Source organism: Methanosarcina sp. DH2 (assembly GCF_020804225.1).
Lineage (GTDB): Archaea > Halobacteriota > Methanosarcinia > Methanosarcinales > Methanosarcinaceae > Methanosarcina.
On sequence record NZ_WJBI01000004.1, the window covers coordinates 168,852 to 181,369 of the forward strand.

Annotated in this window: 13 protein-coding genes and 1 tRNA gene; 11 read left to right on the forward strand and 3 right to left on the reverse strand. The window is 41.7% G+C overall.

What is annotated here, in order from left to right; genetic code table 11:
- Nucleotides 1–37 precede the first annotated feature (37 nt).
- The 5 genes from FXV91_RS07960 to FXV91_RS07980 all read left to right on the forward strand — a co-directional run bounded on the left by FXV91_RS07960 (nucleotide 38) and on the right by FXV91_RS07980 (nucleotide 3,295).
- Nucleotides 38–1,255 (forward strand): HD domain-containing protein, encoded by a 1,218-nt coding sequence (locus FXV91_RS07960; RefSeq protein ID WP_229390050.1) that lies wholly within the window; start codon nucleotides 38–40, stop codon nucleotides 1,253–1,255.
- A 35-nt stretch (nucleotides 1,256–1,290) separates the two neighbouring features.
- A complete protein-coding gene (locus FXV91_RS07965) occupies nucleotides 1,291–1,668 on the forward strand; it encodes a hypothetical protein (protein ID WP_229390051.1) in 378 nt (125 codons plus the stop codon).
- A gap of 2 nt (nucleotides 1,669–1,670) precedes the next feature.
- Nucleotides 1,671–2,222, forward strand: a complete 552-nt coding sequence (locus FXV91_RS07970; RefSeq protein ID WP_229390052.1) for a UbiX family flavin prenyltransferase — start codon at nucleotides 1,671–1,673, stop codon at nucleotides 2,220–2,222.
- Nucleotides 2,223–2,397: 175 nt separating this feature from the next.
- Nucleotides 2,398–2,472 (forward strand) — tRNA-Pro (locus FXV91_RS07975).
- A 394-nt stretch (nucleotides 2,473–2,866) separates the two neighbouring features.
- Nucleotides 2,867–3,295: a hypothetical protein gene (locus FXV91_RS07980; protein ID WP_229390053.1), complete on the forward strand. Its 429-nt coding sequence runs from the start codon at nucleotides 2,867–2,869 to the stop codon at nucleotides 3,293–3,295.
- Nucleotides 3,296–3,580: 285 nt separating this feature from the next.
- On the opposite strand, the gene FXV91_RS07985 is transcribed toward FXV91_RS07980, so the two are convergent.
- Together FXV91_RS07985 and FXV91_RS07990 are read right to left on the reverse strand one after the other, a co-directional pair.
- Nucleotides 3,581–5,755 (reverse strand): ATP-binding protein, encoded by a 2,175-nt coding sequence (locus FXV91_RS07985; protein WP_229390054.1) that lies wholly within the window; start codon nucleotides 5,753–5,755, stop codon nucleotides 3,581–3,583.
- Nucleotides 5,745–7,085, reverse strand: a complete 1,341-nt coding sequence (locus FXV91_RS07990) for a DNA double-strand break repair nuclease NurA (RefSeq protein WP_229390055.1) — start codon at nucleotides 7,083–7,085, stop codon at nucleotides 5,745–5,747. The genes FXV91_RS07985 and FXV91_RS07990 overlap by 11 nt, the downstream gene beginning before the upstream one ends.
- 356 nt (nucleotides 7,086–7,441) lie before the next feature.
- Here FXV91_RS07990 and FXV91_RS07995 point away from each other — a divergent pair, with 356 nt between their 5' ends.
- The 5 genes from FXV91_RS07995 (at nucleotide 7,442) to FXV91_RS08015 (ending at nucleotide 10,048) form a co-directional block, all read left to right on the forward strand.
- Nucleotides 7,442–7,702: a DUF2683 family protein gene (locus FXV91_RS07995; RefSeq protein ID WP_229390056.1), complete on the forward strand. Its 261-nt coding sequence runs from the start codon at nucleotides 7,442–7,444 to the stop codon at nucleotides 7,700–7,702.
- Nucleotides 7,703–7,713: 11 nt separating this feature from the next.
- Nucleotides 7,714–7,965 (forward strand): type II toxin-antitoxin system RelE/ParE family toxin, encoded by a 252-nt coding sequence (locus FXV91_RS08000; protein WP_229390057.1) that lies wholly within the window; start codon nucleotides 7,714–7,716, stop codon nucleotides 7,963–7,965.
- 316 nt (nucleotides 7,966–8,281) lie between these two features.
- A complete protein-coding gene (locus FXV91_RS08005) occupies nucleotides 8,282–8,458 on the forward strand; it encodes a hypothetical protein (RefSeq protein WP_229390058.1) in 177 nt (58 codons plus the stop codon).
- On the forward strand, nucleotides 8,455–8,757 hold the full coding sequence (locus tag FXV91_RS08010; RefSeq protein ID WP_229390059.1) for a hypothetical protein: 303 nt from the start codon (nucleotides 8,455–8,457) through the stop codon (nucleotides 8,755–8,757). Before FXV91_RS08005 ends, FXV91_RS08010 begins: the two co-directional genes overlap by 4 nt.
- 406 nt (nucleotides 8,758–9,163) lie before the next feature.
- Entirely contained in the window at nucleotides 9,164–10,048 is an 885-nt protein-coding gene (locus FXV91_RS08015; protein ID WP_229390060.1) for a follicular epithelium yolk protein subunit, read from the forward strand.
- Between the two features lie 240 nt (nucleotides 10,049–10,288).
- Here the strand turns inward: FXV91_RS08015 and FXV91_RS08020 are convergent, their stop codons facing one another.
- Nucleotides 10,289–10,666, reverse strand: coding sequence for a hypothetical protein (locus FXV91_RS08020; RefSeq protein ID WP_229390061.1), 378 nt, complete (start codon nucleotides 10,664–10,666; stop codon nucleotides 10,289–10,291).
- Between the two features lie 463 nt (nucleotides 10,667–11,129).
- Here FXV91_RS08020 and FXV91_RS08025 point away from each other — a divergent pair, with 463 nt between their 5' ends.
- A complete protein-coding gene (locus FXV91_RS08025; protein WP_255679993.1) occupies nucleotides 11,130–12,134 on the forward strand; it encodes a PHP domain-containing protein in 1,005 nt (334 codons plus the stop codon).
- Nucleotides 12,135–12,518: the final 384 nt, after the last annotated feature.

Sequence of the window (12,518 nt, forward strand, 5' to 3'; positions counted from 1 at the left end):
GATACAGCAATATATAATGAAATCTGTCTAAAGAATAATGAAAGTGGTCCTTGATCCCGTACACGGTTACATCGAAATGGATGAAATCGTCCAGGAACTTCTGGCTACCCCCCAGATGCAGCGCCTCAGAAGAGTCAGGCAGCTTGGCTTTTCAAACCTTGTATATCCGGGAGCAAACCATACCCGTTTTGAACACTCTCTCGGAGCCATGCACCTTGCCTCCATGCTGATGAAAAACCTCGACTCGATTGAAGAGGATAAAAAAAAGGAGATAAGAGCTGCCTCACTTTTGCATGATGTAGGACATGGGCCTTTTTCTCACGTAACCGAAAACGTTATCGATAAATATACCCGGCGCAGGCATGACGATGTAAAGGAAATTGTAGGGAAAGGGGAAATAAAAGAAGTACTGAAAAAACACGGGATTTCCCCCGGAGACCTTGCAAAACATGTCAAAGGTGAGACTTCTTTGGGACAGATCCTCAGCAGTGAGATCGATGTGGACAGGATGGATTACCTTGTGCGGGACGCTCATTACACAGGTGTTGCTTTTGGGGTTGTGGACTATAACCGCCTGATCAACCAGATGCGTTTTCATGAAGACAGGCTCGTTGTCGACTACGGGGGATTGAAAGCTGCCGAATCTCTTCTGGTCTCCAGATTCTGGATGAATACCTCGGTTTACTATCATCACGTGACCAGGATCTCGGAAGCAATGTGCTCAAAAGCCGTAGAGTATATGATTGAAAACGGGGAACTTGATCCGTCCAGGCTCAGACAGATGGATGACACGGACCTGATAGCAGCCATGCGAAACGCAAGCGGATATGCTGGAGAACTTGCCAGGAGACTGGATGCGCGCAGACTCTATAAGCGGGCGCTCTATACAGGGCTTGAGGATGCAGGAAAAGGTGTGCTCAAGTACCGTGATAAAATTGAGAGGGCAGAGAAAGAGATTGCAGAACTGGCAGGAGTTGACCCACAATGCGTACTTGTGGATATTCCAAAGACTCCCGAAATGCTTGAAATGAAAGCAATGATAAAAACAAATCACAGGATGATCCCTCTGAACGAAGCCTCGCATTTCGTGTCCATCCTGCAGGAAGCCCACATGGATAACTGGAGGATGGGAGTCTACTGCCCGAAGGAACACTGCGAAGCCGTGGAAAAAGCTGCAAAGGAATATTTTAACGTAAAAAAAGCCACAAAACAATTTAAGCTGAGCGATCTGGAAAAAACTAAAATGCAGGGGTAAGGGAAACTAAAGTACAGGAGTAAGGAGTAAGTATTTTGTTTAAAATCACAAGGAAAGTCAGCAGAGTCGAAATCACACTCGAAGTTAAAAAGCTCGGGGAAGACTACCTGCTGACCCTTACCGGCGGGAAGGAGCATGCAGGTGCAATTTCGGTCGGGCTTTTTGATGAAAACAGCAGGAGGGCCAGTTCTTCTGTGCTCACGCTGCCAGGACATAGGGAAGAACAGCTTGCTCTGGACAGTGCAAGGCGAGTAAGTAAGGCAACAGAAAAAACATCGGTAGTTGTTGTCGGAATCCATGTAGATAATATTAATCCCGAAGGGATAAGGGAAATAGTCTCAGCCGCAGAGGAAATGGTTGGAAACTTCATTGCCTCTTGTGAAAAAAATGATATGACAGCAAGGAGAAGCTAATAATGGAAATAACTGTAGGTATCAGCGGAGCTTCAGGGGTACAGTATGGGATCCGCCTTCTTGAAGTGCTGGCGCAAAAAGGGATTAAGACCCATCTTGTGTTGACCGAAGCTGCAAAACAGATAATCGAGATCGAAACTGATTACTTACCCATTGAAGTGGAAAGACTTGCAACCTGGAATTATTCCCAGAAAGACTTTTCAGCACCCATAGCCAGCGGCTCTTACAAAACTGCAGGAATGGTCATTGCTCCATGCAGTATGAAGACTCTCGGGGCAGTTGCAAACGGGATATCTGACACCCTGATAACACGGGCTGCAGACGTCTGCCTGAAAGAAGAGAGAAAACTTATCCTCATGACAAGGGAAACTCCCCTGAACCTTATCCACCTTGAGAACATGCTGAAGGCTAAACGGGCAGGCGCAAGTATCCTCCCGGCGTGTCCGGGCTTCTATTCCCGACCGAAAACCCTGGAAGAACTCATAGACACCATGGCTGGCAGGGCGCTTGACCTTTTAGGAATTGAAAATGACATTTACCAGCGCTGGGAGTGAGAAAAAGGGCTGAGGATCAGGGGGAAACCCCGGCACAAACCCGGGAAGTTAAGTAAGTAAATCAAGAATCGAAGTAGGTAAAGCTGGAAGTTTTAATCCGTAAGTTCAGAGTACAGGCGCATGTTCTAACGAAAGCTATATAAAGGATAATCTCCTTTGAGAGGAGGTACCCTTTGGGATAGTAGGGTAGCTTGGTCCATCCTCGAGCGTTTGGGACGCTTGGACCGCGGTTCAAATCCGCGCTATCCCATTCTTTATCATCTTTTTTGTAAACCCTGCACCGAAAATAACTGAATAATACTTTTTACTATTGTTTAATAGTTTTTATGGTTTAGTTAACGGTTTTTACGGTTGCTTAACAGTTTTTTATTACTTCAATTTATAGAATAGAAGATATTAATTCAAATAATTACAATTAAAAAATAATAATTCTTGTGTAATATCTTTATAAATGAAGGATAATTTTAATACAGAAAACACGCTATCTTATTTTAAGCGTGAGTGAATAACTCCGCATAACTGACTGATTTAGAATCATTTTAATACAGAAACTGATTACTTATTTTAGGTGTGAATAAGTACTCCCTGGAACTCACCATTTAAAATTATACTACGTGAGCCATTTTATGTAGGGGTAAAATATCATGAAACAGACTCTTGAAACATTAAAAGAAAAGATAGCTGAAAATACCCTGACATCCGACGACATCTTTGCATTTACGGATAGGCTGAAAGAAAGTATGCGGGAAGGAGCCCCGATCGTCAGGAACGTCTCACCTGCAAACATCACCCTGCTCGAGATATACGCTTTTGCCCTGCGGAAGATGGAGATGACAGAAGAGGATAAGGGAAGCGAACTGCGGGCTGGAGACTGGAGAGACAGTATCGATGACTTCAGCCAGCTTAAATATTTTGTAGATGAACTGCAGCAAAGCGAGCTTGTCAACCATGTTGCCTGGAACGTTCATGCAAATGTGATTTATGATATCCCTGATCCCGGTGCATATAAGAGATATGTGTACTGGAAGATGAAGTCGGTCCTCGATAACATGCAACTTTTTGAGCAGCTTTGAGCTGAAAAAGCGAAGGGACGAAATCCAATAAAAGAATAAAAAGAAGGAAGAATAAGCACAAAAGAAGAGGCATATGCCTGCGCTTTATCAGACAGGCATGTGCTGAGAAATTTTTCCTTAAAAAACAGAATCCGGATCACGATTCGGATTGGGTCTCGTGCTTGTTTCACTATTTCAGTTTTTATTTCAGTTTTTATTTCAGTTTTTATTTCTATTTTTATTTCTATTTTTATTTCTTATTCATTATTTTCTTTACTTATTCTCCTGCTTTTTGTTTCATATTTTTTAGCGGTGCCTTACAACGCAATTTGAAAGCCCGAGAATCTCTACAATATCACTGTTATCAGGACTGTGGATTATCATCTGCCCTTTCTTAAGGTAGGGAATCCTGCGTTCGTACTCTTTAGGGACTTTTAAAGATGAGATTGCAGTGTCATTGTTGAGGTTAAGGATCAGTTTTGTATTCACCTGTTTGAAAACAGTGTCATCGATATCCTGAGGGTCCTGCGTGATCAAAAAGAGTCCTAACGCTTCTTTTCTTCCCTGACGGGCTGCATCTGCGAAACGTGAGATAATAAGGCGGGCATGTTCCCCGTTTGCACTGGAAAGATAGCGGTGGGCCTCATCAAGCGCCAGGATGATCGGAGTTTCTTTGATGGCATCGATACCTGTGGTATTGAGTTTATTGTCAACAATCAGGCTCATAATTGTGAGCACTATGAGATCCCTGATTCTGGGAGAACTTATGTACTCGGTCGGGAAAACCGAAATCTGCCCAGGCTTAAAGATTTTGTCTACGATTTCGGTGATTGGAGTCGCGTCCTGGTCAAAGACCTTCGGGAAAAACCGACTACTTACTCTCCTCACAATTCCATCATAAGAAGACTCATGCAGTTTTCCACTGTCAACATAGTAGGAACGTGTACCTTCATTTTCAATATGGTTAATGAAGTTCAGGTAGGTATGTGGAACGCTTGATTTGAAAAAATCCCCCAGGAGCACTTCAAGTCCTATGTACTGAAGTTCTGACATCCCGGCTGCCGATATCAACCAGGAGTTGTGCTTCACAAGGGAAAAAGGAATTGTGAATTCGATCTGTTCTGCCCTTGACTTATCTCCGGGATATTTCTGCCCTTCAACCTTTGCAACAAAAGCCTTTGTTGACTGAACCCTGCCGTAAGTGACATTTTCGGACTCAAACCTGAATTTGTCCTCTTCTGTAAGGGTTTCGTTGTCCTCGAAAATCTGGGAGTACTCATCCTGAGGGTCCATGATTACCAGGCAGGGATTTTTCCTGGCTTTATCAGGAGAGTTTCGCAACCTGTACCTGTTGCTTTCAGTCATGAACTGGCGAAGGATATTTTTCGAGAGGAAAGTTTTTCCAGTTCCGGTGCTCCCGCAGATCAGCATGTGCCTGAAAATAAGGGGATCTCCCATAGAATAATCATTTCTGAGGTAATAAGCGACTGTTTCGGGCTCTGAGTGAGTCTTTACAAGTTCGCCTCCAACGCTGAGGTGCCCGAGGAAAACTCCTTCTTCCGGAATGTTCAGCCCTGTCTGGACTTCAAGCCTATCCGTAACAGGCAGGATAGGAGTGTTCGGGCGGGGAATTCGGTCTGCCATCCTGCGTGTGAGTGCACTGTCTGCTTTTTTCCGGTACAGGATACAGAGGGGATCAAGGCAGGCAAGGAACTTGTAGTCTGCTTCATTTATAGGGCTTGCCCGGGCGTTCAACATGCGCCTTGAGTGGATTTCAGTTGCATCGTCCACTGCAAACTCCTGCCTGTACTGAAGTTTTCCTACCCTTGCAAAGAGCTTTTCTCCGCCCTCATAAGGCACGACAACATATGTCCCGAGTCTTATCTCGCTCCTGCGGGCAGACGCGATATATCCTGTAATCGTAGCTCCTGAATGGGTTATCTCCAGAGGCTCTATGCCTGTTGTGACAATTCCGAAGGCTTCATCCAGAGCTGGAGTAACTCTGGAGGCTCCGATATCATATTCATCAAATGCCTCAAAAGGAAGTTCGTCTTCTCCGGAAATCCTGGAAACGGAAGAGCTATCAGGGAAAAAAGAAGAGACTGGTTCCGGAGCAACCCTAGAAATACTGGAAAGAGCCTGAGAGACTGTATTTGAGATAATATTTAGAGAGTTATGGGAATTATCTTCCATAAGGGCTTCAGATGAAAAAGCATCCGTGAGAGCTTCAGATGGAAGAGTATTCTTGAGAGCTTCAGATGAAGAAACAGGGAATTCTTCAAAAGCTGGCAGCGAGTCCGGACCGGAGGCTTCCGTAAGCAGATCCTTTTCCAGGTTTTTCTTTTCCAGATCCTTCGCCTTATTCCCGGAACTTTCATTTGGGCCTGCATTTTCGTTTGATCCGGTATCCTTTTCAGGAGCATAAGTAAGTTTTGGCTTATTGGAAATAAAAGCCAGAATATCGGCATCTTCATATTTCATTGATTTTACCCCACCGGGTGTCATTATATGAGGTATCAGGACTCATATTTTCAAAGAATTTATCGATCTCTTCTCTCTCCACTTTCCTGATTTTTGCGAGGTGGTCTGCCTTTGTGAGAGTAAGGGGAAAACCATGCAAAGAAAGGTCAAAGAGCACTTTTTTGGTAATCTGCATGCGCAGGAAATCATCCTTAATAAGCCCATAAGGAGCTTCAACCTTAAAAACCACATCCGTGGAGGGCACGTAAAGCATGAAGAAACAGAGGGCATAATCCTCAGGCAAAAACTTGTGCCTGAGCTCTTGCTGGAACGTGTCCGCGGCCGCAAGGGGGGAAGTCCCGTTAAGCATCTTTTCGTAAAACCTGTTGGGTTGCAAAAACCAGTTGGTGTAAGTTATGTAAGTATTTCTGGAACCGTTATACTTGCCGTCTTTCCCGTTAATTTTCGAATTCCTTCCATCATGCCCCTGCTCTGATGTGCTATCAACTTTGTGAGGGGAGAGAAGGTTTCGGAAAAACTGGGCGTCAAGCATCCAGGGCAGGTCAAAGCCTTCCCTTTTCTTTCGGACACCATCCATGATCTGCCTGTCAGTCGGATTTTTTACAAAGCCTATCACAGGACTCCTCTTTTCCAGAAAATGATCCATAATATCAATGTAATTCTGGAGGATTTTTCGGGCATTATCGTTCTGCCGGATTTGCACTTCCTCGTCATCCAGCACCATCCAGTACATAAGCTGTTTAGGATAAATAGGCCCGTCTATTATGAAAAAACTCTTCGTTTCTAACAGGTCCTTCATGAAAAGCATGTGCTCGGATTCTGCCAGGTACATGGCAAAGCTGTGCACCATGTCAGGAGCCTTTCTTTTCAGCTCATCCGGAGCAATTGTGACCAGTTTTGCCCTTCCAAGCCCTTCATCAAAGGTCTCCCAGCCCGATGTAGCCCGCATTGCTATCCTCTGTGAAGAAGAATAAGCAGCACAAACAATTGTCCTGCACCTCTGGATATCAAGATCTGTAGGCGTTGCAGCCAGCCCACAGTGGCAAAAGTCCACAAAAAGCCCGCTGTCATAAGTTTTGGGATTCGTGCTTCCGCTGTCACAGGCATAGGTAACCGGATACGGATCTTCGCTCTGTGCCATCAGCTCAGTCCTGACCATCCCCCGAAAGAGCCTGTCCACAGCCTTCAGGATTACCTTCCCGTCAATCTTCAACTCCTCAAGCAGAGAATAGATGTCAGCCGCCGTTTTTGACTCATCAATCTCAAATGAACGGTCAATCCTCTCTGCAAGCTCCGAGATCTTATGCATATGCACGGGCTCAAGGGTCATGGATAAAAGATACTTTAAGGAGTGATATATATTTGTTGAGTGAAAGCCGGAATTAGGGGCAGGTTTCTAGAAAGACAAGTGCTGGAAATAAGAGAATATAAAACTGTTTTTCAGGAACGTTGAAGGCCAATCCCCGTCATTTCAATGTCTGGATACAACCGTTAATTATATAGATTTTCGATATCTGCAAATAATATTTCATTTTTCCACCCTATACCACATTGTCTAGTTTTTGTAATGACGAACCAATATAAAGGAAAAAACTTACTGCATGGAATATGTTACAGTTGACATAATCTAATTGATAAGGTAGTTTTATATGCGACATGTGCATATAGTGTGCATGAGGGATGCATATGATACAGGCTAGAGTTAAAATATCAGACAAAACAAATCAAGTTCTTAATATTGTTAAAGCCAAATATAATCTAAAGGATAAGAGTGCTGCTCTCGATTTAGTTGTAGCTCAATATGAAAAAGAAATACTTGAGCCTCGATACAGTCCTGAGTTCATAAAGGAAATGCTTGATTCTGAGAATGATGAAGTAATTGGACCATTCGAAAATGCAGATGAATTAAAAGCATACATCAAAAGCTTGCCTGATGAGGATGAGTAAGCCTGTACAAATTGCTGATCAGAGGAAAACTTTCAAAAGAGCTGAGAAAGTTAAACAAGAAGAATCATGTACTGTTTGAGGCAATTCTCAAGAAAGCTGATGAAATCTGTATCAATCCTCAGCATTATAAAAATCTCAATTATCCTCTAAATAAATATAAGCGAGTACACATTGATTCTAACTTTATACTCTGTTTTTCTGTTGACGAAAAAGCGCAAACCGTGACATTAGTGAAATTAGCCCATCACAAAGATGCTTATTAATCAAAGTGTAAAACTCGCAACAGAAGTTAAAAGTTTGTTCTGCGATAAGTTCTCCAATATTTCAATTAAAAGAAATTGGAATCCCTCTTTTTTAAATTTGATTAAGCCACGCATACCAAAAGAACTGAGAATTCCATTAATTGGAACTTTCGGGCTGCTGTCACAGAATTTCTTACAGAACCTCTTTTAAAGTGAACAGCATTTCTGCTGTTATTCTTTTTTACATATTGTCAAATCATTTACAACGCCGAAGAATTAAAGAATATTAAAATATGAAGGCTCGTATACAGTTAAACTTAGTAGCCTGAAGGCATGAATGAAAATGCAAGATAAAAAAGCAATCCAAAATCGAGCAACACCGGTGATCGGTTTCGCAGGATTATTAATAGGACTCTTAGTAAATGCAGCCATCACAATCGAATTAAACGAATATGATGAAACGATCAGGGACATGGTAATAATAACATATCAACAACAACGTTTTTTCTTATGATGGCAGCAATTGATGGGATCTCAATATATATAGAAGGACCAAGAGACGATCTAGAAAAACTAGTTACACATTCATGCTACTGGCTAGCAGCAGGAATTGCCGGTATTGCGATGCTTATTCCAGCAACACTATTTAAAACAAACACCATCGCATACATATTATCAATCCCTACATTATTATTTACGTTGGTCTTGGCGCTTAAATATGATAACATATCAATTCATAAAAGTAAAACAAATCAGCCATCCACAGAAGTAGAAGAACAATTAAAATGCACCGACAAAGAGAATTCTACCTGAATAAATGAAATCTCCCCTATATTACCAGATCTTTCACCATGGATTTTTTATTTTCACATTCTCCGGAAGCAGCTTAATATTTAACCTACTATTTTCCTAGATCAATGTTTGAATATGGACCGCCTGCTTATGCATGCTCTCGTTTTATTTTTCTATCTGTTCGTCCTTGATGCGCAGCTGGTCACTCATTAAGTCTATCTGTTTTCTCAGATTTTCGTTTCGTTCCCTTAATCCCTGTGATACAAGCAAATCGTTATTTAGGGGCTTACCTTCCTCAACCTGTAGGCTGGCTTGTGTGCCATTGTATGTATCTGCATCATTGCTTCCAATTTGAGTGAAATACGAAGAAACCTATTTTATCACTTTCTCAAAAAATTTATATTTCATAATTTTCATACAGTAAAGTATGGGAATTGAAATCAGCATAAAAGCAGGTGCAGACGCATCAACTTCCAGTGTCAGCGCTTCGGGAAGTGAACAGCACATCATCACAGACAAAGAGAGAAAGACATTCGGCATTGAAGACTCGGGCCTCAAGAATGCAGTTGAAAAATATTTCGGAAAGAAACCGAATGATGCCTATCTTCACAGCCCCACTCCCTGGGATGACCTTTATAAAACATACGGCTGGAGTGAGGTTCAGACAATACTGGATGTTAAGAGTTCAAAAGTAACCGGGATTACTTCAGAACCCGTGATAGTGGCAACCAAGAAATTCGTCAATAGCAGCACAAAAACAGCCACTTTTGATGCCAGCATTTCAGACCAAGTCAACAATACCACAGAAAGTAACTGGTCTCAGACTGACACTATTGAAGTAGGGAGGAAGATTACATACAGTGTCAGCTTCCTGGGAACCGGAGCAGGTGGAGAAACATCAATGTCCTACAGCCATTCCTGGGGGCAGGATGGATCTGAGAGCAAAAGCATTACAGTCGGTTCAAGTTCAGGAGTCAGTGTCGAATTAGGCCCGGGCGAGTCAGTTGAAGCCGTACTGACAGCAAGCAGAGGTGTGATGAAGGTCAGGATTGTTTACATGGCACATCTGACAGGTAGTACCGCTGTCAATTATAACCCAACTTACAAAGACCACCATTTCTGGTCTCTTCCAATTACCGGTGTTATGGGTGCTGCCAGCCTCTCGACCACCAGAGAATTCACGGAAGACATTGAGATCGGTTACTACTCAGATGCAAAAATAGAACTCAGAGACACGGCAGGACAGTTAAAAGCAACATTTTTGGCAGCAAACAGACCCGCGGTTGAAAAAATAGCAATTAAAGCAGTGTAAAGCATATAAAGCGCAGACCATGCCGAGTATTAATAGACCGAGTGATACATTAATAGATCAGATAGTACATGAATGACGGGTCAGATAATTAGGGCAGGCAGGAGGCAGGCAAATAGAGGGCTTTAGTCTTTTAGCCGGAAGTTTATTCACCGGTTGGTTATACGCCAGTTGTTTATGCATCGGTCTTCACCTCCAATTGCCCCTTATTACGGCATTAACCCTCGCTACTCAGTTTAGTATTTAACCCACGTTAGTCGGTTTACTTTTATTTATTTCATCTCTTATCTCTGCTAATTTACCGCGGACATAACTATATTCGTTTTTCAGGTTCTCGATGTCCACCGGGACAATTTTCATCCTTGACTCTACCAGTTCTTTCATCTGTTCGTTTTCTATCTCATCAGATAACTTACAGCTTAAATCTTCCTTTATAACCTCTATCTCTTCGATATATTCATCGAATTTCTCGACAAAGTCCTCCATCTTTAACTCTCTAGCCACAGTTTGCAGACTCTCTAATTCATCTATCAGAGCATTTGCGTTATTATCCAGATTGTTCATTTTCTGTTCTAACTTAGTTAATCTAGACAGTATATCCTGTTCATCTAATTCAGACAATGAATTCCCCCTTAAATTGTCAAATATTGCCGCATAAATGGTATATAAAATCAAAATGCTTTGCCCTTTCCTCAGCAGGCAATTAACCTCATTCGAAAAAGCAGTCCTCGAGTTCTAGATCTGTATTCTACAGTCCCTGATAGAAAATGAATTGTAAGTCCAGTTTACTTATTCAGTTAATGATTGATGGATTTAATTATCATGCTCTTCCCCAAAAAGAGCCATTTATTAATATTGAATTTCCCGGTATTATAATCTAAGTAGAAATAAATTCTCTTTCCCATCCATTCTTCCTTCTATTATTTTGTATTCATCATTGCTAATTAATTTGAAGAGTTTAAAGAACTGTTTTTTGGTTTTTCGGGAAACCTTAATTTAAAAAAAGGATTATACTATAATAGGAGAAATATAAAACTGAATTAAAATAATCAGGGAAAAATTAAAATCTCAGGATTCTACGCCTATGGGGGGAAGGCACAGGAATTACGAGGAAAAGCTGATAGCACCGGAACGGGCAGCTGAGCTTATGGAAGAAGGCTGGAAACGGGCAGACCTGCACGTGCATACAACCTGTTCTTTTGATGTGCTTCCGGCAAATGATTTGAATCCCGAGAGTCTCTACAAAAAGTCTCTTGAGATGGGCATGGATTTTGTGACATTTACTGACCACGATACAATGGAGGCATATGAAATTCTCGGATGGGACCGTGAAAAGCTTGTCCCTGGAGTTGAGATGACTATATATGACCCGGAACTTGCAGGACATACTTTGCATGTCAATGTTTTCGAGCTTGACCGGGAGGAATTTTCAGAACTCAGAGAAATAGCAATAATAGAACACAACCTCAAAAGTTTTATCGGATACCTCAAGCGGCACAAACTTCCTTTTGTTTATAATCACCCTTTCTGGTTTGAGTTCCACCGGCAACCAGACCCTTCTGCAGTGCCGAAATTGGCAAAGCTCTTTCCTGTACTTGAATATAATATGCATGAGCTCAAGCAGAAAAACGAACTTACGATAGCTCTTGCAGAGAGGTTTGGTAAAAGCATTGTTGCGACAACGGACACTCATTCCGGAAAACTGGGGCAGGTATATACCCTTGCGAAAGGAGACAGCTTCAGGGAATATTTCAGGAATATAGAAAAGGGAAGAAATTACATCGTTCCCGAAGACCTTACAAGAAAGCTCCTGATCGAAGAGATGAATACCTGGATAGATCTGATATTCGAAAAAAGCCAGAAGAACCGGGATATAAAAAGTTACCTTACAGGAATAAAGTCCCTGGATGCAATGGTAAAAATCTCGAGGAGCGCTCTTTTAAACTATTCTCCAAAACTTAACCGGACAGCTATGAACCTGTTGTATATGATCTCAAACACAGGGCTTCCGGCTTCATTCTATATTCATTCGGAAAAGAGTTTTGCAAAAGAAATCGAAAAAAAGATTGAGATCGAAAATCGAAATTAAAGCACATTTTTTTCTCTTCCAGTTTTTTCTTTTTCCGGTTCGATTGAGATCCGGCACCTGAAAAACCGTCCGCATATGAATCTGTTTTTTAAAAAAATATAAAAAAATCAAAAGGTTTATATCGCGAATTGTTTAGTTTATTTAACATAAAAAACAACGATTTAGTATGATTTTTAATTATCTGGATCATTAATGTTGTTAAAAAATGCAAACAAAGCTAAAGAGAAAAGTACGTTAAGGTTGTCACTATCTTTCTTACTCATAATTCACGCATAGTACCGACCGCAGCCTTTGTGGTTTAGAGGAAAACAGGATAACAATAAGCGGGAGAACAATGATTTTTTCAAAATAACCGGAACCTTTGGCGTTATTCATTAAATCAAG

Excerpts from the sequence above, each read along its gene's own strand:
- FXV91_RS07960 (WP_229390050.1), top strand. The coding sequence starts at position 38 with ATGAAAGTGGTCCTTGATCCCGTACACGGTTACATCGAAATGGATGAA.
- FXV91_RS07970 (WP_229390052.1), top strand. The coding sequence starts at position 1,671 with ATGGAAATAACTGTAGGTATCAGCGGAGCTTCAGGGGTACAGTATGGG.
- FXV91_RS07980 (WP_229390053.1), top strand. The coding sequence starts at position 2,867 with ATGAAACAGACTCTTGAAACATTAAAAGAAAAGATAGCTGAAAATACC.
- FXV91_RS07985 (WP_229390054.1), bottom strand. The coding sequence starts at position 5,755 with ATGAAATATGAAGATGCCGATATTCTGGCTTTTATTTCCAATAAGCCA.
- FXV91_RS07990 (WP_229390055.1), bottom strand. The coding sequence starts at position 7,085 with ATGACCCTTGAGCCCGTGCATATGCATAAGATCTCGGAGCTTGCAGAG.
- FXV91_RS07995 (WP_229390056.1), top strand. The coding sequence starts at position 7,442 with ATGATACAGGCTAGAGTTAAAATATCAGACAAAACAAATCAAGTTCTT.
- FXV91_RS08005 (WP_229390058.1), top strand. The coding sequence starts at position 8,282 with ATGAAAATGCAAGATAAAAAAGCAATCCAAAATCGAGCAACACCGGTG.
- FXV91_RS08010 (WP_229390059.1), top strand. The coding sequence starts at position 8,455 with ATGATGGCAGCAATTGATGGGATCTCAATATATATAGAAGGACCAAGA.
- FXV91_RS08015 (WP_229390060.1), top strand. The coding sequence starts at position 9,164 with ATGGGAATTGAAATCAGCATAAAAGCAGGTGCAGACGCATCAACTTCC.
- FXV91_RS08025 (WP_255679993.1), top strand. The coding sequence starts at position 11,130 with ATGGGGGGAAGGCACAGGAATTACGAGGAAAAGCTGATAGCACCGGAA.